This window comes from Microbulbifer maximicatervae (SeqCode) (genome assembly GCF_052467505.1).
Window position 1 is genome coordinate 1,126,604 of record NZ_CP174313.1, and the last position, 19,344, is coordinate 1,145,947.

17 protein-coding genes are annotated in these 19,344 nt (G+C 47.3%); 5 read left to right on the top strand and 12 right to left on the bottom strand.

Translation table 11 applies throughout. The features are described from left to right. Positions 1-108 precede the first annotated feature (108 nt). Positions 109-942, bottom strand: coding sequence for a DUF4349 domain-containing protein (locus ACJJIN_RS05130; protein ID WP_444897153.1), 834 nt, complete (start codon positions 940-942; stop codon positions 109-111). 186 nt (positions 943-1,128) lie between these two features. Between ACJJIN_RS05130 and ACJJIN_RS05135 the strand changes: the two genes are divergently transcribed. Further along, entirely contained in the window at positions 1,129-1,374 is a 246-nt protein-coding gene (locus ACJJIN_RS05135) for a DUF2164 domain-containing protein (protein WP_413665644.1), read from the top strand. A gap of 49 nt (positions 1,375-1,423) precedes the next feature. Here the strand turns inward: ACJJIN_RS05135 and ACJJIN_RS05140 are convergent, their stop codons facing one another. Further along, positions 1,424-2,365: a DMT family transporter gene (locus tag ACJJIN_RS05140; RefSeq protein ID WP_444897154.1), complete on the bottom strand. Its 942-nt coding sequence runs from the start codon at positions 2,363-2,365 to the stop codon at positions 1,424-1,426. 103 nt (positions 2,366-2,468) lie between these two features. On the opposite strand from ACJJIN_RS05140, the gene ACJJIN_RS05145 reads away from it, so the two are divergent. The 3 genes from ACJJIN_RS05145 to ACJJIN_RS05155 all read left to right on the top strand — a co-directional run bounded on the left by ACJJIN_RS05145 (position 2,469) and on the right by ACJJIN_RS05155 (position 5,244). Beyond that, a complete protein-coding gene (locus ACJJIN_RS05145; protein ID WP_444897155.1) occupies positions 2,469-3,374 on the top strand; it encodes a LysR family transcriptional regulator in 906 nt (301 codons plus the stop codon). Between the two features lie 118 nt (positions 3,375-3,492). Continuing rightward, the gene (locus tag ACJJIN_RS05150) at positions 3,493-4,107 is read left to right on the top strand and encodes a nitroreductase family protein (RefSeq protein ID WP_444897156.1); all 615 of its coding nucleotides are present in this window, start codon (positions 3,493-3,495) and stop codon (positions 4,105-4,107) included. 324 nt (positions 4,108-4,431) lie between these two features. Next, a complete protein-coding gene (locus ACJJIN_RS05155) occupies positions 4,432-5,244 on the top strand; it encodes a NosD domain-containing protein (protein WP_444898230.1) in 813 nt (270 codons plus the stop codon). A 60-nt stretch (positions 5,245-5,304) separates the two neighbouring features. Here ACJJIN_RS05155 and pbpC read toward each other — a convergent pair whose 3' ends face one another. The 5 genes from pbpC to ACJJIN_RS05180 all read right to left on the bottom strand — a co-directional run bounded on the left by pbpC (position 5,305) and on the right by ACJJIN_RS05180 (position 14,402). Next, the gene (gene pbpC / locus ACJJIN_RS05160; protein ID WP_444897157.1) at positions 5,305-7,671 is read right to left on the bottom strand and encodes a penicillin-binding protein 1C; all 2,367 of its coding nucleotides are present in this window, start codon (positions 7,669-7,671) and stop codon (positions 5,305-5,307) included. Beyond that, positions 7,668-12,791, bottom strand: a complete 5,124-nt coding sequence (locus tag ACJJIN_RS05165) for an alpha-2-macroglobulin family protein (RefSeq protein ID WP_444897158.1) — start codon at positions 12,789-12,791, stop codon at positions 7,668-7,670. Before ACJJIN_RS05165 ends, pbpC begins: the two co-directional genes overlap by 4 nt. A 297-nt stretch (positions 12,792-13,088) precedes the next feature. Continuing rightward, entirely contained in the window at positions 13,089-13,247 is a 159-nt protein-coding gene (locus ACJJIN_RS05170) for a hypothetical protein (RefSeq protein WP_282932647.1), read from the bottom strand. A gap of 49 nt (positions 13,248-13,296) precedes the next feature. After that, positions 13,297-13,707 carry a hypothetical protein gene (locus ACJJIN_RS05175; protein ID WP_413665651.1) on the bottom strand — a complete coding sequence of 137 codons (411 nt, stop codon included), beginning with the start codon at positions 13,705-13,707 and terminating at the stop codon, positions 13,297-13,299. 275 nt (positions 13,708-13,982) lie between these two features. Next, positions 13,983-14,402, bottom strand: coding sequence for a hypothetical protein (locus ACJJIN_RS05180; protein WP_413665652.1), 420 nt, complete (start codon positions 14,400-14,402; stop codon positions 13,983-13,985). A 273-nt stretch (positions 14,403-14,675) separates the two neighbouring features. Between ACJJIN_RS05180 and ACJJIN_RS05185 the strand changes: the two genes are divergently transcribed. After that, positions 14,676-15,737: an FAD-dependent oxidoreductase gene (locus ACJJIN_RS05185; RefSeq protein WP_444897159.1), complete on the top strand. Its 1,062-nt coding sequence runs from the start codon at positions 14,676-14,678 to the stop codon at positions 15,735-15,737. 12 nt (positions 15,738-15,749) lie between these two features. On the opposite strand, the gene ACJJIN_RS05190 is transcribed toward ACJJIN_RS05185, so the two are convergent. The 5 genes from ACJJIN_RS05190 to ACJJIN_RS05210 all read right to left on the bottom strand — a co-directional run bounded on the left by ACJJIN_RS05190 (position 15,750) and on the right by ACJJIN_RS05210 (position 19,257). Next, on the bottom strand, positions 15,750-16,067 hold the full coding sequence (locus ACJJIN_RS05190) for a heavy metal-binding domain-containing protein (protein WP_413665654.1): 318 nt from the start codon (positions 16,065-16,067) through the stop codon (positions 15,750-15,752). Positions 16,068-16,557: 490 nt separating this feature from the next. Further along, positions 16,558-17,064 (bottom strand): arsinothricin resistance N-acetyltransferase ArsN1 family B, encoded by a 507-nt coding sequence (locus ACJJIN_RS05195; RefSeq protein WP_444897160.1) that lies wholly within the window; start codon positions 17,062-17,064, stop codon positions 16,558-16,560. Between the two features lie 93 nt (positions 17,065-17,157). Further along, a complete protein-coding gene (locus ACJJIN_RS05200) occupies positions 17,158-17,766 on the bottom strand; it encodes a hypothetical protein (protein ID WP_444897161.1) in 609 nt (202 codons plus the stop codon). A 73-nt stretch (positions 17,767-17,839) separates the two neighbouring features. Further along, positions 17,840-18,211, bottom strand: coding sequence for a RidA family protein (locus ACJJIN_RS05205; protein ID WP_444897162.1), 372 nt, complete (start codon positions 18,209-18,211; stop codon positions 17,840-17,842). Between the two features lie 137 nt (positions 18,212-18,348). After that, complete coding sequence (locus ACJJIN_RS05210; protein ID WP_444897163.1) at positions 18,349-19,257, bottom strand: alpha/beta fold hydrolase; 909 nt, start codon at positions 19,255-19,257, stop codon at positions 18,349-18,351. Between the last annotated feature and the right edge of the window lie 87 nt (positions 19,258-19,344).

A 19,344-nucleotide genomic window follows, 5' to 3' on the forward strand; every position in this document is an offset into this window, starting at 1 on the left:
CCATTTTAAATGGTCTGGCTTTTTTATCTCTCGCGTGTGGTATCAAAGCTTCTTACGAGTTCTATAGCCTTGTTAAGACATACAAGTATCTTGAGGTTATGTAAGTAGCTAGGCTCTGGTTTTACGCCAAATTATGCGAATCATATAAAATAAAAATAGGGCGATAAGAGTCCAAGGTAAAAGGTATGCGATTGCAGTGATTGCTTCAGATAACCCGTCAGACAAGTTTTCACCAAAATGAGATAGGGAGTCTGATATGGGAGCCCTGAAAGAAGTGTAGGATTTTGAGTGTAACTCAATTTGAACCACATCCATCTGAGTTCGCTTGAACAGTTTAGCTTTTTTCCCCTGTGAATACTCAATATCAGATTGTACCGATGCTAACTTTTCAGCAACCTTGATTAGAGTATCGATGTCACTGGCAGATTTTTGTTCCAGCTCTACAAGCCTCAACTGATACTGGAGTAACATTTCAAGACGCTTTTGGTTGTCGATAATGACATCTTGTAAATCTTCTGCTTTGGTTTCTCGCTGTATCACTCCTCCTTGCTCTGATGCCAGATCAATAATTTTGTCGACCCTACTGGGGTGAGTTCTAAAGTGAATCCTTCCGTAGGGCTTTTCATCATTACTGAGACTAGAATGCAATATAGTGCATTCTTTCTCCATCTCTTGTTGGCAGAGTAATTGGAGCTTGTGGAATACAGGTTCAACCTCTTCAGCAGGTAGCTCAGTTGTCAGGAAGTGTTCGTAAGCAATATATTGACTTCGCCCACCTTGATTGCCCCCTGAAATAGTTTCCGGGAACCGGATATCTGCAACTACTTTACTGGAGGCGCGAGCATTGTTATATGAGGTTACTGAACTTTCGCTGCCTGATTCTGAACAACCGTAGTTACTGCCCAATATAAGAAGGGCAAGTAGGTAGTTAAAGAGTCTCATTTGGATCCTGTTTGATTTTAGTTGACCCGAAAAGACTTGAATCTAGCATCGTTCGGTTTACTGATAAAGGTTGGTGTCGGTGTAAATGCTGCTCACTTGGTTTCATTAAGGGGACTCAAGATTTGTGTTATTCTTCTACGAGCCTGGGTGTTTGTTCTAAATCTGTGTATTGGTGGAAAATAGAAAATGTCTACAATAGAGCTGGAAGAAAGACGGAAATTAGAGCTAATCGAAAAGGTTAGGGGTTATTTGTCTAAAGAATTTGAGCTGGAAATTGGCAGTTTTGAAGCGGAGTTCTTTATTGATTTCCTTGCAAAGGAGATGGGGGCCGGATTTTATAATCAGGGCTTACATGATGCTCAGGTAATAGTGTCCTCTAAGTTGGAGGATATTTCTGATGCAATTTATGAGATAGAAAAGCCTGTAGACTAGAAATATTGCACTTGTTGATAGCAGTACGATTCTATCTCTTATAAGCTGTTCAGAGATGTTGTTCCTTAGGTTTTTCCGCCTGGATAAATAGCATGGCTGCAAAGACCAACACTATTCCAGGTATAAAGCTGATATTAAAGTTTGCCATTTCCAATACTATGGTCACTATTAGTACAAATATCGGATTCAAGAAACTATATGCTGCAACCTTAGTTGCCCCGATCCTTAATGTACTGAATTGCAGCAGAAAAAAACTAATTAAAGTTGAGAATAAGGCTAAATAGAATAGTCCGCCGTAAGTCTCGGTGGGTATATTTCGCCATTCTATCTGGTTCAAGTTTGGAAAAGAGAGCAATAGTAACCAGAGCGCGCCAAATAGAATAACCCAGAACGTCATAACCTCTGTAGGCTCCCCTGAGTGAACCTTCTTGATAAGTGGGTTATATAAACTGAGCGATATAGCACCAAAGGTGAATATCCAATCCCCTTTATTTAGGTCTAGCGTTATCGCTGTTGTGATACTCCCCTTGAATACAATCCAGGCTGCACCCAGGGTCCCAAGGGTTAGGCCGACAACTTTGCGGGTGCTGCTTCGCTCGCCATTGATGATCAAAGTAAAGATGGCAGTCATCGCCGGGACGGTTGTAAAAAGAGCGCCGGTATTCACTGCGGTGGTGTATTTGAGTGCTTCAAACATACACCAGAAAAAGATAACTAGTGGGATGCTGAGCAGAGCATATCCCAGCAGTTTTTTGGGTTCTGGAAGCTGAATCCCGTGCTTTAAAAATATGAAGGGTGCAAATAGTCCCGCCGCAATTAAGAATCGAATCAACATCATGGAATCCGCCGGGAGTGAATCGGCGATTAACTCCCCAATAGGAAATGATCCTGCAACCAGTAGTGTACAAAGTATCATCAGGCAGTGAACCCACCAGAGCGAGGTGTTGGCGCTTGTAGTTGATGGGGTTATGCCCCTGGTAAGCTCACTCATGCTTCTTCCCTCTATTAGCGAGAGATAAGTGTAAGTCGTTTCTGGTAAACTGATAATCCAGCATTATAGACACTCACTGTTGAGGAGAAGGAAACAGTCGCTTATGGAGACAATTGCAGCGATTCCAATATTTGTGACTGTGGCAGAAACCGGTGGCTTTTCCCCGGCGGCAAAGTTACTTGGCATCTCAAAATCAGCGGTAAGCAAGCGGGTTACCCAGTTGGAGCTGCAGCTTGGGGTGAAGCTTTTGCACAGAACTACGCGAAAGTTGAGCCTGACGGAGGCTGGGGAGCATTTTTATGAGCACGCACGCGTTGCTTATAAATCGGCCAAAGATGCACAAGACGCAGTTATGCAGCTACAGGGGGAGCCTCGGGGGCGCTTGCGGATCAATGCTCCTATGTCCTTTGGTAGATTGCATCTGGCTCCCTTAATTCCCGTATTTATGAAGCGTTACCCCGAGATTAGTATCGACATGGTACTGGACGATAAAGTTGTCGATTTAGTGGGGGAGGGCTTTGATATCGCTATTCGCGGAGGTGACCTTCCCGATACCAGCCTGATTGCCCGCAAACTTGCACCCCTGAAAAGTGTACTTTGTGCGTCACCAGCCTACTTGAAGGAATTTGGAGAGCCCACAGAACTGGAACAGTTGAGTGCCCATAATTGCCTGATTTTTACTTATTCCAGGGATGTGAAAGAGTGGGGTTTTATCAAAGACAATCACTTACATACCATCGAAGTGAAGGGTAACTATCAAGTAAATAATAGCGAGGCACTGAGGGAAGCTCTTCTTCAGGGTGTAGGGATAGGCCGCTTACCCACCTTCGTGGCAGGACCAGACATTGAGGCTGGAAAGCTAATTCCTCTATTTGAGGAGTACCAGATGCCTGCCAAGTCTATCTACGCGGTTTTCCCTGAGCGGCAGTTTATGCCAGCCAAAGTCCGCGCCTTTATAGACTTTGCAATAGAGTACTTTGGCGGCGATACACCTTACTGGGATCAGTAAATTGTTAACCTTTCGTCAACAGTAAGTCTCCGTCGAACCCCATTATCAGCGATAGGGAAACCCAATAAGCTTCTTCTCATCGACATTCAATCAACGAACGATAGTCAGAGAGAAACTTATGGAATTGTTTAAAGCTGTTGAATCCCGCCGCTCGGTTAAGCATTTCGATGTCACTGCAGAGATGCCTGCCGAGGACTTCACCCGTCTGGTCCAGGCGACTATGTTGTCGCCGACTTCTTACAATATTCAGCACTGGCGTTTCCTGCGCATCACTGACATTTCCCTCCGTAGCCAGCTTAAAGATGCAGCCTGGGGGCAACAGCAAGTAGAAGATGCTTCTGAGTTGATCATACTTTGTGCAGATATTAATGCCTGGAGCGACCGGCCGGAGCGGTACTGGGCCGAAGCGCCGAAAGAGGCTAGGGATGTGTTAGTGCCAATGCTAACTGAGTTCTACAAGGGTAAGCAGCAACTACAGCGGGACGAGGCTATTCGAAGCTGCGGATTGGCAGCACAAACCATGATGTTAGCGGCAAAGTCGATGGGATATGACACAGGTGCAATGGTTGGGTTTGACCCAGAGAGAGTCGCTGAGCTAATCAATTTGCCCGAAGGTTATTTGATCGGGATGATGATAGTGATTGGAAAAGCGGCAAAAGTTGCGAATGGGCGTGGTGGACAGCTGTCGATAAATGAGGTCTTGTTTGAAAATAGCTTTTTAGGAAACGATTAATAGGCTGGATTAGTATACGAATAATTCAAAATTGGCCAATGACTAATGTAAATAAGTGCAATTACGATGATTGTTTAGCTGGATTAACCTAGCTAAACATATTGATTTGTTGAAGTTATATATTGTGTGCCCCTGCTGGACTACTTCCCGTTGAGATTAAATCGCGATCCTTGGTGTTTAACTGTTGGTATATTTAATTATTAGTTTTTTCTTTTTGGCCAATTAGGAATAATTTCTCATGGTGCTTTTTGAAGCCTGGCCCAAGCTTAGACAGATCTGAGTACATGGCCTAATTATGGCTTTAAAGGGGAGGGGATTTTGGATATGAAAATACTAGGGCAGTGGCTAAACGATGGAATTGCCATTTTATTAACTGCCATTATTGCAGTTGCACCCATTGCTACTAAAGCTGTCGATTGCGGCGACACAGTCACCTTGGCTGAGGTGCTGGATCAGAATCTCAACTGTGCAACAAACCCTGCTGTAACAATAGTAGGGCCAGGCAGTCTGGATATGAACGGCTTTTCAGTAAGTTGCGGTGGAAGTGGCGTAGGCATCAGGATTGAGGGTATAGCTGCAAGCGTGACAGGCGGAGCCTTACAGGATGGTGTGATCACTAACTGTGGTGCGGGTATGGTTGTACTCGGGGAATTCCATAGTATTTTCGGTGTGAATATTACAGATAATATGAACCTGGGGCTCGTAATCCCTGGAGACAACAATAGCTTGCTTCATTCAGTTATTATGAGTAATGCGAACGTGGGTGTCGTTGTAATAGGCAGTAACAATACGATCTCATCTAATGAAATCGGGCAAAATGAATCTGAAGGAATTCGTTTGGAGGGCATAGCTAATGGCTCTGTGGTTTTGCTAAACCATATTTATTCCAGTTCATTCTCAGGCATAGTAGTTAATTCATCAGACAACTTAATTGCACAAAATTTTATAGAACATAATGGCCCCGGGGGAGCAGGTATTGATATGCCTGCTTTAGGTCAATCAGGTAACACAATCGTAGGGAATCTAGCGGAGAATAACCTTGATTATGATCTGCAAGACCTGAACTCTGCACCTTGCCTGAATACTTGGGTAGGCAATATGTTTGATACTTCAAATGGGGCTTGCGTAGACCCTTGATGATTCAACCTGTGCAGTTAACGCTAACAGCTCATGTTGGATTAGGTAAGTTAGAGGTAATCAATATCCTGTCCCCACAAATACCTCAATCCGATCCACATTCCCACTAGTATCCAGCACGGCAATTTGGTGTTTGCCAATTTTCGGGAGCAGTTCCAGATTTTGATTTCCTAAGGTTTCACCCCGGGGTTGTCCATTCAGGAACCAATAGCGCTTTCCCTGTCCGCCAATCGCGCTCAGAGTTAAACGCGGAAGTGGGGCATTTTTGCCGGTAGCTCGATACTGGTTACCATCTCCAGCCCCGATAATCTTTAGTGGAGTCCCTGTTGTTGCAGTCGGGGTGTAACACTCGGGAGCCGTCGGAGGAATTTGCTGAGCTCGGGTTTGGTTGGCGGGTAGCCAGGATTCCAGTTCTTTTGGCCAAAGGGCTAGCTTTTGTTTTTCAGCAGTAGAGTCCATGCAGCTGGGTTTCACCTGCTGCCCCTGTCGGTTGGCAAAGAAACTGAACGTTTGCGCTGCCCGTAGGGGATCACCATGCGGCGATAGTGTTCTGGGTGTGCGCCCTTGGATTAACCAGGCGTTGTGTTGCAGATGGCAGTGGCTGGTTTGTGTGAGCGTCTTCTGGCCCCCAAGCGGCCAACAAATAGTCTCTTGAGTTACTAAGTCGGGCTTTTTCAGGTGCTGTTGTTTGTTGTCTGGTAATGCGGCGATAACTGCGTTCAACAGAGGTGTGGCGCTAATGGAGCCATAGTAACCGGGTAGGGGAGTGCCATCCGGTCGGCCTACCCAAATGCCGACGGTGTAGCCGGGAGTTACGCCAATCGCCCAGGCATCCCGGTAGCCGTAGCTGGTGCCTGTCTTCCAGGCGATATCTGCCTTGTTTTGCCGCACCAGATTGCGCCAACGGCGGGAACCTCCGCGATTGGAAGCGAGCATTTCAAATGTAATCCAAGCTGCCTCAGGAGACATCAGATGCCTTTCACGTACGGGCTCCTCGGGTAAATAGCGGGGAGCTGCAGTCTGGCCTCCCCGTGCCAGTGCGGCATAAATGCCTGCCAGCTGGTCAAGACGAGCACCTACTCCCCCCAAAATCATGGCCAAACTGGGTCTACCGCCACTGGGAAACTCTAGTGCTAGTCCGGCATTTTCCAGGGCTGCGGCCAATCGACCGGGGCCGTAATGTTCCAGTAGCTGAACTGCAGGAACATTGAGAGATTTCTGAAGGGCGGCGGTGGCGGTGACAGGGCCGGCGAAGCCTCGATGGAAATTCTCAGGGCGGTAATCGCCGTATATACGGGGCGCATCGCTGAGCAGGGAGGCGCTGTGGATCAGGTCCTCATCAATGGCAAGTCCGTACAAAAAGGGCTTGAGCGTAGAGCCCGGTGAGCGTACAGCCCCGGCCATATCGACATAGCCATAGCGGCGTCTGTTACCAAAATGAGAAGCTCCTACGTAGGCGCGCACGGATAAATCGGAATTCTCCAAAACTACAACAGCTGCAGATGTCTTGGCTGGATAGCTATCCATATGATCGCGCAGGAAATCTTCCAGTCCGCGCTGGATGTTGCCGTCGATTGTGGTGCGAATAACTTCCTGATCGCTGATGGTATTCACCAGTCTGCGGGCTAGGTGCGGGGCGTTTTGCGGGAATTCCAAGCGTTCCGCATAGACCTGCTCAAGTTGAGCGCGCTCAACATCCTCTGCGCTCCAGACGGAAAATGACTGCAGCCTATCCAGAACTTTGTCCCGGGCTTTTTGTGCCTTTAGAGGATGCCGATCTGGTCGCAGGCGGCTCGGAGCCTGAGGCAGTACAGCTAGCAGTGCAGCTTCCGCATGGGTAAGGTCAGAGGCTGATTTACGCAGGTATAGACGGCTGGCTGCTTCCACGCCTTCAATATTGCCGCCGTAAGGTGCGAGGTTCAGGTACAGATCGAGAATTTCATTCTTGCTGAAGTGCCACTCCAATTGCAATGCACGCAATATCTGCTTGGTTTTGCCCGGCAGAGTTTTGCGGTGTGGGTCCAGTAGTCGCGCTACCTGCATGGTGAGAGTGGAGCCGCCGGAAACGACTCGTCCATTGCGAAGGTATTGGACTGAAGCTCGCAATAGAGCTAGCGGATTTACTCCGGGGTGCCGATAAAAGTGTCGGTCTTCGTAGGTGAGAAGAGCTTCGATAAAGCGCGGTGATACATTTTCCCGAGATATTGGATATCTCCAAACTCCGCGACTGTCGGCAAAGAAGCGTAGTGGTTTGCCGTAACGATCTGCAACGACCCGTGCAAAATCTTGAGTTTCGGGAAGAGGTGGAGGGAAAGCAAAGTCGAGCAGTAGCAGTACCGCTGTGAGGGCGGCGGGCGCAAGCAGCAGTGCGCGAACTCTGCGACTGCTGCTTTGCCAGGCTCTCCGGATAGTGGCCAACAGCTTCACTGTTTACCGATTACCCGCATTTGCGTTAGGGGATTTTCACCGATAGCGAAGCGTTCCGGTTTGTACATATCCTCTACGTAGGGTGGGGGCACCTGATAGTTGCCGGGGGTTACTGCGCGGGCGATATAGAAGAGATTGGTAGTTTTGTATCTCAGCTGATCCAGTGCCGCCACAAAGCGGTCATCGCGATATTCAGTGTGTTGGATATTGTCCTGGGTGTCCTGCCACTGGGCAATACTTTTGCCATCGAACTCGAGTTCATCCACTTTGACACTGCCGGCCAGGTTTTGATTCTCCAGCTCAAAACCTGCGGGCAATAGGTCCACTGCAAGTAGGTCGGGCAGGCGTTGGTCCGCATCAATTTGCAAACGCACCAGGTAAAGCTCGCCCTCACGAACTTGATTGGGAATGACTTCCGTGCCATCCAAATTGTGGTAGCTGCGTTTAATTCTGACACCTTTATCCATCTCCGCCTCAGGTGACTTCTTGCTGTAACCATTGATAGTGATTGCTGCATAGAGCTTTTCTATCTGTGCAGTTACCTCAAGTGCGCTGGCGGCTTCGCGCCCGCGGAATAATGCGCTGTGCGGGTTATCGCTATTGAGCTCGCGCAAGCCATCAATACTGGCCAAAGTCGCAGACCAGTTTGCGCTGCTATTGAGTTGCAACTGTGCTCCAGCCATAAACACACTATTGCGCTCCTGGGTGCTGAGATATTGGCGACCGTGGAGAAGATCGGCCAGCTCGAACACCAGGGATTCCGTTTTATCACCTGCGAAATTGTGCTCTAGGAGCAGGGAGATCATTTGGGCCGTATCCCGTAGGTCTGACCCATAATCGCCATAGTAGCTGCGGCGTTTGCGCTCGATTTTAAGCGCTTTTTGCAGGGCCTCCTGGGCCAGGGTGGCATCGCCCATGGTATGCAAAGCGATTGCCATATGCAGGTTTGGTAAGGGAGATTGGGTCAGGCTCGAGCCGCTTTCATAAAGGGTACGCAGTTGCCCGAGAGACACTTTCTGTACTCGTGAGAGCACATAGGCTGCGTAAGCTCTTGCGGCATAAGCATAGAAATCGGGACTATAGCTATAGCGTTGCTGATAGAAAGCACCGCGCTCACGGGCGTAATCCTGCAGGCGCTTGAGTGCGGATTCCAGGCGGTTATCGTCAAATACGATTCCCTGGTCCCGGGCCCGCAATATAAGATCGACTACATAGGCGGTTAGCCACTGGCTTTCGGAAGACTCGGAACTCCATAGGCCAAAGCTGCCGTTCCCTTTTTGCATGCTGAAAATGCGTTCAATACCTGCGTCGATACGTTCGGCCCGATCATTCTCATCCAGAGGTTCAAGGCCCAGTTTTTGCTGTCGTTGCGGCGTTGCCATGACTAGCGGGAAGGTCCGGCTGGAGGTTTGTTCCAGGCAGCCGTAGGGGTATTGCAGCAGGTTAGATAGGTGATCCTGTAACTGGAGTTGCGGTCGGCTGTCCAGGGATACCAGGGTTTGAACGGTTCCAGGCATTAGGGAATCCAGGAAGCTGCTATCGACACTGAAGCTCTCGCCCTGGGACAGGAGTCTGCGCTGGTTGCGTGTGGTTGCCGGCCAAGCGGGGCGCACGCCCAGGCGCCACTGCTGTTCGATATCGATATCATTTCCATCTTTATCGGCGGCACCCTGCACGACCAGTTTGAACTCTGCATCTCCGGTGGCATCTTTGGCGGTGATTGGGAAGCGCAAAGTTTTGCGTTCACCATCCGCCAGTTCCAGCAACCGCTCACCCATTTCCAAATCTACCGCGCCCACTGATTGCATATTTACAGTGAGTTTTTGGGAGCGGCCACTTAAGTTATTGAGGTCAAGGGCCAGTGTGCTGCTATCACCAGGGGCCATAAAGCGAGGCAAGGCGGCTTGGGTGACAACCGGTGAGGCGACTGTTACTTCTCCGTCGGTGCTACCGAATCGGTCTTTGCTGAAAGAAACCGCCATCAGGCGTAGCTGTCCGTTAAACTCCGGTAATTGTAGCGCGACCTTTGCTTGGCCCTGAGTATCAAATTCAACGGGTCCTGAGAATAAAGATACTATTTGAACGTCGGAGTTGGGCTCGTCGCCGCCTCGGGCCAGTTCCGCATCGCCGCCAAAACGTTGCTCCACCAGTTTGCCACTGTTGGATTCAATAATGCGATGATAAATATCCCTTACATCCACACCGTAACGGCGCTGGCCAAAAAAGGCCTCGAAGGGATCCGGGGTTTTGAAGCGGGTGATATTGAGTACACCGACATCGACGGCGGCCAGGGTGGCCCAGGCTTTGCTTCCGTTTTGTTCGATAGAATTTTCGTCGGCAGAAATGGTAACTTCAATTTCCGAGCCGGGCAGGGCATTCGTGGGCGCTTCGAGTGAAATGGGCAGGCGCCGAGGATCGCGATCCAGGGGCAGGTGGGCGAGACCAAAAGCGCGATTGGGGGCGATACGCTCATTCTTGTCCGCAGGGCGCAGAGCAGTAACAGAAATATAGGTGTCGTGGCGATCCCACTCAGGAGAGATTGGGATTTCGATATTGGTGCCCGACTTTTCTACAGGTAGTCGTTTGGACCACAATAGTTGGTCGCTCTCCACCAACACCAACGCCTCTCCGTCAGCGGGCGGTACTATGGTGAGTTGCGCCAGATCTCCAGAAGAGTACCTTGGTTTATCCAGTGACAGGGCCACGGTATCTGGACGCGCAGCCTGGCCTTTGGCTACTTGGTCCTTACGCCACCAGTAATACCAGTCCCGGCCGGCGTGGAAGCGTAAGCTGCTGGTTGCCCCCGTATTGGTATCAGTGACTTCTAAGCGGTAGTGGCCATGTTCCACTGGGACTGTGAGCTTCAGTGGTTGCTCTTCGGTGAATTGGAGCTGGCGACTGAAAGTTTCAAATTCAGCACTTGAGTATTCATAGTGCCAGCCCCGATTTGAAGAGTACTCCCAAAAGTACTGGCGGTCTTCGGAAATTAACACCGCTTTGAGATCCCGTCCGATAACAGGCTCGCCCTGTGCGTCGGCAACCACTATTTCAAATTCAGGCCTGCTGTTGGCCGATGGGTTTTCCTCTCCAAAATTTGGGCGAATACCTACCACCGGGTGTGTGGGCCATACCAGGACTGGATGTTGGCGAGTTACCGGGCGGCCGCCGGATTCGAACAGGCTGGAAACCAAGTTGATTTTCAGCGGGCTCTTTGCTCGTTTCCAACGGGAGCGCAAGGTCAGATTGCTCAACCCTTCCTCATTGAGCTCAATCGTTGGGGCATGAAACTGTCGCGTGGGCAAAGATTCATTAGTGTTCCCAAATACGAACCCTTTCCACTGGGGGAAGGGCTCGCGATAGTGGCTAATTTGCACCAGAGTTTCCAGGCGGTTCTTTGCCGCTGGCGCACCATAGAGATAACTACCTTCTACTTGAAGTTCGAAAGATTCTTTATGGCCCTCTACCAGACTGCGCTCTTCACCGTCTTGCAAAACCAGCTTCATTCGCTCTGGCAAGAATTCTTCTACCTTAAATGGATATTTCACTTTGCGCCCATCGGCTAGCTCAACATCCAGGCGCCAGTCACCGGTAGGTGCATTTTGTGGAAGTGGAATAAGCTTTTCGTAGTATCCGGGCGCGCTGGCGTGCCATGTGAATGCGCGCGCGCTGGTATTGTCCGGCTTTATGAGTTCTGCCTTGATCGGCAGGTCTTTGATATAGCGACCATCATAATTGCGCAGCAGCCCGCTCACCTGGATCGATTCATTGGGGCGATACAGATCTCGCGGGCCATACATGAAAAACTCCATCGGTCTCGAAGGGCGCTGGCCCAACTGAAAATCCGAAAGGTCCAATGCAGGTTCACGCAGGTCGAGTATGGAGAAGTGACCGGTATCAGGATCTCTTGCGATGAAGAAGCGCTGTGAGTCTTCCTGTTCCTGCGTCAGAGCAAAGCGCACCTGGCCGTCTTGGTCGGTTGTGTATTGCTGGATTAGCTCCCCTTTGTTGTTGAGCAGCTCAACCTCAATGCCCTTAAGAGCCTGCCCTTCATCCAGAGATGAAACATAGAGGTCAACACTGTTTGGATAGTACCTCGCATGAAGGCCTAAGTTGGAGATGGAGAAGTGGGTGACATCATAGAGGTTAGTGTCATACACGCCTGCCGGCTGCATAACTGCGACATAGATTCCTGGTTGTTGCAGGGGCTTTATATGCCCGATAGAGAGGTCGAAATCTCGCTGGACGTATTTCTCCTTGGTGAGATCGAACTGGGCACTATAGACAAAATCGGCCACTTGATTGAGGGACTTTAAGCGATAGTAGTATTTTAGTGACTGGCTTTTGATCAGCCTGAAGAACTCGGAATAATGCTCAGGTTTCACTCTATGGAAGTGAATCTGTGCAGCCTCAACACTGACTGCAGTAACAGGTAGGCCGGGAGTTACCGTCGTGGGAAAAATACTTCCATTGCTGGCAAAGCTGATACTGGGCTCAATCCGTCGGGTGCGAATCCTCTCCTGTTTCTCTTCCTGTAACTCCAAGCCGTTTTCGCCGGGCAGACCCGGGAGCACGGTGAGTTTATAGCGAGTATCTGGTTCAATATGAGGAAAATAGAGAATTTTCTGGTTATCGGAGAGAACCCAACCACCATCTACACGCTCGCCATCGTCACGGGATAGATTCAAGTAGGAGCCAAAATGGGCATTGCCCAGCAAAGGTTCAGAAAAGATAACTGCGATGGCCCTTGCATCTTTAAATGTCCGCTCCCCAATGTGGAGGACCTTTAGGAAGTGATCCCCGGAGATTTGAGTGCTGGCATTGACTGTGACTTGTGAAGGGGTAGCATCATTCTCTGTCAGATCAGTAGAATTTCTTTCAGAAGTGCGCTGGGCTTCATCAGCTTTCGAGATTGCTTCACTAGAAGAGGCCGCTTCTTTTTTATGCACTTTCTCAGTGGGGCTGAGAGCTTGTGCCTGGTTGTTACCCTCTTCAACGCTCCCGCCTTCCGCAAGCTTGGGGGTGTCAGCGAGTTTCTTCTCTGACTTTTCTTGTGAGCAAGCCATAGCAATAAGACAAAGAAGAATGACCGCAATCCAGCGTGGTGAGCGGTGAAGGGACATGGGTATTTCCTTATAGAATCCATTTAACGGCGCACAATTTAGTCCGTCTTTAAATATGTCTCAAGTTTCCTCCATAGTTTCCGTGCTCGGTATCTATTCCTGATGCAAGTGTGTACCAATAGTGAGGTGGGGATTACTGATGGCTGGAAAATAAATTTATAGAATGATGGGATGGCAATTAGGTGGCTTAGGGAGTAAGCGACCTTCCTGTTCTATGGTGCCAGGTTGAGGCGTGTAGTTTATTCGATAATCACTAGTTCAATTGAATCTAGCCGAAGTAACGTTGTATTACTACACCTATGTTGGCTTCTTTTTACGTTTAAATAGCTTAATCCAGAAGATTCCTTCAAAGATAATGCCAAGAGCAAGGAAGATTACTCCTCCCACAGGGACTCCGAAAGCGTAGCAGGCAATCGCCGCAAATAAAAATAGCAGTGCGGTGGCAATTCTTTTCACTTTGATATTCCTTTGTTATGCCTCAGTACTAGCCTAAGCTTGTCCTACTTCAAAGACTATACTGAATACCGGACTTAAACCCAACATAAATAATGCCCAAGCATAGAACTGTAGAACAGAAAGCTAAAGGCAGATAGAGTTTGTGATGGCCGTGCCTGACCCTGTAAATCGTCACCACTATCAGCGAACTTAAGGCCAAAAGTGCCGATAAGCCTAGAGCCATTAAGATGACTTGAACTTCAGTAATGCCATCATTTCCGGCAGCTAGCGTCGGTTCTATATACTTGGGGCCGTTTTTCCCGGCAGTTGTTACAGCGGAGACACTTCTGGCTAAAAGAAGTTCGTTACCATTAAGCCCTCGCCAGTACTCCATAATGGAAATAAGAGTTGCTATTGAACTTGCTATAAGGCAAAGGCTGATTTTTGAAGCGGTAGCCATGATGCTTGAAGTTGGGGGCATACAGAATGTCTTATTTTGTCTTTCTATTGATCTTGCTTAGCCAGAGTGTGATTAGTAAGCAGGCAGTGAATGTAGGTATGAAAACGACTAAAGCTTGAAACATCAATATGGAGGCCTGGATCTTCAGAATTTCACCTTCACCAAAAGAGTTATCGTAAATGTAATGTGCAGCCAGAGTGTAACTTAGGCTGACTAATATAGAAGTAATCAGTGATCTTAGAATCATTGTTTTAGTTAACTATGATAACTCAGCTTGGATGGTCTTTAAGGGTAAACTAAACCTGTATAAGATTTCTAAGGAAATTGTTAATGGATTCTTGTAGTTCATAATCCTCTGTACTGACAGAATAGATACGTGCTTTATGGGCAAATTTCAAGGCTTTATCTTGATTGTTTAGTCTCAAAAAACATTCAGCCATTTCCAGGGCAATTGAAGCTGAATACAAAGGGAGATCTAATTTTATGGAGCAGTTAAGTCCCTGGGTGTATGCCTGTATTGCATCCTCACAGCTTTCTGAAAAATCACCCAGAGCCTCCCACTGTAGGGGATGGTCTAGCTCGCCTCCGGCATATTTTGCGCATAGTCTCTCTAGCGAGTTGAGGGAGTCTTGGCACCCAGCTTTATCCCCAGAGGCGGATTTATTGACTATCTCAAGTGCGAGTCCATGTACATCATCGTAAAGTGGTGTAATCATTTAGAAATTATACCCAAGAGCTGAAACATAAAAAATATCGATATAACAGTGGGTACTTATCGGCAAGACGAGTCTTTTGTCTATCGTTGCCAGATATTAGAGGTTTCGACTTCGCAAGTTTAAGTACGTCCTCGCCAAGCGGTGACTGGTATTGCTGTGAAGAGATCACTGGTGGCGACCGAGGTTTTTTATAAAGAGCCTCAGACCAGCCAGTCATCCTTACTCTTTCATATGTACTATCTTACTGTTAGGTGGGGTTATTTGAGGTAGCCTGTGAAAGTACTGATTGTTGGGGCTGGGCCCACGGGCCTTACAACAGCGGTCGAGCTTGCTCGGCGAGGGCTATTGCCAAGAATTGTGGACCGCCGGGATAGCGCTTCAACCCTTAGTCGAGCGGTGGGAGTTACTTCTCGCAGCCTTGAGTTGCTTTCACACTCTGGCGTTTCTGAAAAGTTGATTGCCGAGGGGATCGCTGTTCAGAGCGCATGCATTTACCTAAATACGCATTTAGCTCTAGAGTTTCCCCTCCATTCCAATCGGACCTATTTCCCTGCCATTCTTGGACTTCCTCAAGACAGAACTGAAGCTCTCATGGCTCAGGTTTTATCTGGTATGGGAGTCGAAGTTGAATACAGGAAAGAACTCAAAACCCTTACAGAGGAAAAGAGTGGGGTAGTGGCTTTTTTTGATAATGGTGAAGAGGAGCGATTTGACATGGTCGTAGGAGCGGATGGTATTCGCAGTACTGTTCGTGAAGCTGCAGGTATCAGTTATCCTGGATTTGATTTGGAAGAAGTGTGGTCAATCGCGGATGTTGATACAGGGGATTGGCCTCCTAAAAGAAAGTTTACCTTGGTCAAAATGGAATCTGGCGTGGTCGCTGTTGCGGTGCCTTTGGGAGAAGGCCGACACCGTCTGGTAGCTAGCTGTGATAATGCAATTAAAGCATTTCCGATGGAGGTGGATGTTAAGAGGGTTAGGCGGGAGGGAACCTTTAAAATCTCAATTCGGCAAGCGGAAACTTACTCAAAGGGCAGGATACATCTAGCTGGGGATGCTGCTCACTGCCACTCTCCGGTTGGAGGTCGTGGTATGAACCTTGGGATAGCTGATGCAGCCGAATTGGCAAAACGAATCACTGAGGGGCATCTCCTAGGCTACTCTGAATTGCGCCATCAAGAAGATAAAAAGGTTATTGAAGTAACTGAGCGTGGCCGGAAAATGATTACTGGACAATCCCTGAAAGCAAGATTTGAATTTCGGGCGTTAATCGCTGCCGCCAGTTCTATTCCTGCGGTGCGGAGAAAACTGGGGCAGTTTGCGGTAGAACTTTAGGGGCGTTCCAACCTATTTTTTTAGTTTTACAGCTGTACCAAAAACAAGAATTTCTGAGGAGCCATCCATAATTGCACTTGTAGTAAAACGAATTCCTACCACGGCATCAGCGCCTTTTTGCCGGGCACTGTCACTCAATCTTTGAAAAGCTTTGTTTCTCGCTTCGGTCAACATTTCCGTATAGCCTCGTATCTCTCCACCGACAATACTCTTTATACCTGCCATTAAGTCACGGCCGATATGTTTTGATTGAACAACGTTGCCCGTAACGATATCCAGCACCTCCGATATTTCTCTTCCTGGTACTGTTTCTGTAGTTGAAAAAATCATATCATTTCCTTAATTATAATTACCTATATTTTTGGCTCTATTGGTGATCTTACCCTAACCTGGATCCGTTATGCGAATATATTTAATTGTTTGATGGTGGTCGAAAGTTTGTTTTTAGCTGCCGTGTCTTTTCTGGATTTTAGCTTTTATCTTACATTAAATGAGGTAGGGTTCCGGGGTGAAAAGTGTAATGATCATATAGGTCAGTAACTTTTGATGGAATATGAGCTAAATTAAAAGCAATCCAGCAATTGCTGCAACTTTCTCTATAGTAAGTTGTCCACTTTTATTTTGGTATAAATTGGGAGGGGAATCAGTGCCCTCAATAAAGTCTCGGCTACTCAATTTAATAGCCCTTGCTGCACAAAAACGCGCAGTTATGATCTTAGATTAGAGAGGATTTGGTAACATTTAGGTTAAAAATCCCTAGTGGGGTTAATGTGGGTACATAAAAGTTGCTTAAAATGTACTCCCTCATGATGTGCTTATTTCATGCTTTCTCTTTTCTTAAGGGGAGTAAGCACTGCCAATAACCAACATCTATCCACCGGTTAAATTTTCGGCCGACCTCTTTGAAATGAGCAACTTTTTCCATTCCAAACTTCTCATGAAGTGCTACGCTGCCTGCATTTGGTAGAGCTATACCGCAGATTACCGCGTGGACATTGAGTTCACTTAACTGTTTAAACAATTCATTATAGAGCTTCGAGCCCCAGCCTTTAGAGGAATAGTTCGTGTCCAAGTACACGGTAGCCTCCACCGAATACTGGTAAGCACAGCGTCCTTTCCATTTACTGGAATAGCAATAGCCAATTAAACGGCCCTCATTCTCAGCAACTAACCAGGGAAGATTGTTTTTTGAGCATTCTTCGACTCGGTCGGCGATAATTTCTGCAGAAACTGGCTCTACCTCAAAAGTGATACAGGTATTCTCCACATAGTAATTGTAGATTTTAGCAATCCCAGCAGAGTCAGAAGCTTTAACTGCTCGTATCATACTGTTGTCTCCCCCTATGGTTGATAGCATTGGCCAGAGATTGGTGGTGAACTGACTAGCCAGATACCCGCTGGCTGGCTCTGTAAAGCTTTATTAATGCTTACTTTTCTTTTTACTATTTAGCGACTTTTCCATGGCCTTTGATTCTTCTAGTGTACGAACGGACCAATCTATTCGCTGCTGATCAGAGACTATATCAGAATCAATGTTATAAAGGCTCCAGTTTCCAGAGTCATCTTTAACAAACTGAGTGCCGTACCACTGTGGCCGACCAAGATTCATCATTAAGCGATCCCAAGTGGCCGCTTTTAGCCAATTAGCTTTATTCTTATCCTCTGCCAGGGTTGCTGCAATAGTGGCAAGAGCATGGGCCAGTCTTATATCTTCTGATTTATTACCATGCTGGAAGATAAGTGCTGCATGATAGTAGTCCTTTGACGTTCTAATATGCCCATTCTCAAGCATTTTTAAGACTTTTATCCGCCGGGTTTTGTCTTCATGATTTAGTGATTCCCAGTCAATGTCACGGTGGGGGGCAATGCGCGCGCTTTGGTCTTGGGTGAATAAATCAGTGAGCAGTTTATTTTCCTGTGCAACCTTCTCCTTTGGTATTTTATGTATTGTTACTTCATTACTGGCAATAGAATATTGGGCCGAAATGCAATATAGAATAGTAATGGCTTTTGTCGTTAAGTGTCTCATATTCAAATGTTGGGTCTCGCTTTTCGTGCGTGAAGTGTAAGATAAATGTTGTGAAATTTTGTAAGTTTCATCGCTAAAGGGCTGCTATAGCTTCTATTTCTACTAGTAAATCTGGGTGTATTAGTTTTGAAACTTCCACCAATGAACAAGCGGGTAAACTTTCTTCGTAAAATTGAAAAAGTAGCTCTCGAATGGATGTTAGACTGCCAATATCGCGAACAAAGATTGTTAGTTTGACTAAATTATTTTTTACCAGTCCCTCGCAATCAAGGATTATTGAAAGCTGGGAAAGTATTTCAGTAGTCTGAGCAATCAAGCTAGAAGATTGTACTTCGGTTTCATACGCTGTAAGGCCAGATATGTATAGGGTGTTGTTGTGCTTTGTTGCGTGTACATAAGGGCCTGCAGCTTGGGGAAGGTCTTGGTAGTTTATCCTTTCGATCATTCTATCTACTTTTGTGCTCTGTAATTGGGTGATTTACTAAATTAAAACAGGAAGATTCCAGTCTTAGTTATTACTACTAGTGGCTAGTGAGTCGGCATTGCTACTATGATTAGCTCTCATTACCCTAGTAGTTTACTTTACTCCGATAGTGTAGAAAGTAAGAAAGGGTTGTTCTGGTGTATTTTTAGGAATTTTAGATATTCATTCCCAACATTTTCAGGAGCCTCCCACTGGGGATAATGCCCAATTGTTCCCAGTTCAACAATATCCGCTGGCCGATCTATCAGCTGACGAAATCGATCCACCATATGCTTTCCTGAAACTGGGTCCAGTGAGCCATTGATTAGTAGCAGGGGGCCGGGATATCGCTTTAGGGCGTCGACCCAACGCTGACGATGTTGGCGCCTGTCGCGCATATAGCTGATTAGTTTATAGAGGAGCCGGTTGCCATTCTTATATTGAAGAATTTGCCACAAGTCTCGCAATTCTCTGTCAGAGGGTTGTGTGTCTGGTCCGAAAATGGCACTGAAGCTGCGGCAAAACTGCCGGTAATTCATCAGTTTATTGATCAGGAAGCCTGCGGGAGAGAGCAGCAGTTTTTGTACGAAACGCGCTTGATGAGTTTCTGGAAATAGACCTCCGTTTAGCAGGCATGCTGAGGCATAACTCGTGGTACCACCGCTATTGGCTCTGGCGAGTAACTCTTGGGCAACGGTATCCCCATAGTCATGGGCCAGCAGGTGGACCTTGTTGATGTTTAAATGTTGCAGAAGAGCTTCATGTAAATCAGCTTGCTCGTGGATACTGTAGTTATGCTGCTTGGGTTTGTCTGAGTAACCGAATCCCAGCATATCCATAGCAATACAGCGATAGTGCGCTGTCAGTTGGGCCCATACCTTTTGCCAGTCATAACTACTGGTTGGAAAACCGTGAATCAAAAGCAGAACCGGTTTATGTCGGCAGCTTGGGTTGCTATCGACATAGAAGAGTTGGTGGTTTTGATAATCAAAAATCTTTCCGTTTGATAACCACTGCTGAGGCTGCATTGGCTGTTCCATTTCTTATTGTTGTATTTGCTGTAAAGATTGCACGATGAGTGCGCAACCTCAAGCAGCGGCTACAGGTGGAAAGTA

What these genes read in the sequence shown, in the direction of transcription:
- ACJJIN_RS05130 (WP_444897153.1), bottom strand. Translation starts at nt 942, where the DNA reads ATGAGACTCTTTAACTACCTACTTGCCCTTCTTATATTGGGCAGTAAC.
- ACJJIN_RS05135 (WP_413665644.1), top strand. Translation starts at nt 1,129, where the DNA reads ATGTCTACAATAGAGCTGGAAGAAAGACGGAAATTAGAGCTAATCGAA.
- ACJJIN_RS05140 (WP_444897154.1), bottom strand. Translation starts at nt 2,365, where the DNA reads ATGAGTGAGCTTACCAGGGGCATAACCCCATCAACTACAAGCGCCAAC.
- ACJJIN_RS05145 (WP_444897155.1), top strand. Translation starts at nt 2,469, where the DNA reads ATGGAGACAATTGCAGCGATTCCAATATTTGTGACTGTGGCAGAAACC.
- ACJJIN_RS05150 (WP_444897156.1), top strand. Translation starts at nt 3,493, where the DNA reads ATGGAATTGTTTAAAGCTGTTGAATCCCGCCGCTCGGTTAAGCATTTC.
- ACJJIN_RS05155 (WP_444898230.1), top strand. Translation starts at nt 4,432, where the DNA reads ATGAAAATACTAGGGCAGTGGCTAAACGATGGAATTGCCATTTTATTA.
- ACJJIN_RS05165 (WP_444897158.1), bottom strand. Translation starts at nt 12,791, where the DNA reads ATGTCCCTTCACCGCTCACCACGCTGGATTGCGGTCATTCTTCTTTGT.
- ACJJIN_RS05175 (WP_413665651.1), bottom strand. Translation starts at nt 13,707, where the DNA reads ATGCCCCCAACTTCAAGCATCATGGCTACCGCTTCAAAAATCAGCCTT.
- ACJJIN_RS05180 (WP_413665652.1), bottom strand. Translation starts at nt 14,402, where the DNA reads ATGATTACACCACTTTACGATGATGTACATGGACTCGCACTTGAGATA.
- ACJJIN_RS05190 (WP_413665654.1), bottom strand. Translation starts at nt 16,067, where the DNA reads ATGATTTTTTCAACTACAGAAACAGTACCAGGAAGAGAAATATCGGAG.
- ACJJIN_RS05195 (WP_444897160.1), bottom strand. Translation starts at nt 17,064, where the DNA reads ATGATACGAGCAGTTAAAGCTTCTGACTCTGCTGGGATTGCTAAAATC.
- ACJJIN_RS05200 (WP_444897161.1), bottom strand. Translation starts at nt 17,766, where the DNA reads ATGAGACACTTAACGACAAAAGCCATTACTATTCTATATTGCATTTCG.
- ACJJIN_RS05205 (WP_444897162.1), bottom strand. Translation starts at nt 18,211, where the DNA reads ATGATCGAAAGGATAAACTACCAAGACCTTCCCCAAGCTGCAGGCCCT.
- ACJJIN_RS05210 (WP_444897163.1), bottom strand. Translation starts at nt 19,257, where the DNA reads ATGCAGCCTCAGCAGTGGTTATCAAACGGAAAGATTTTTGATTATCAA.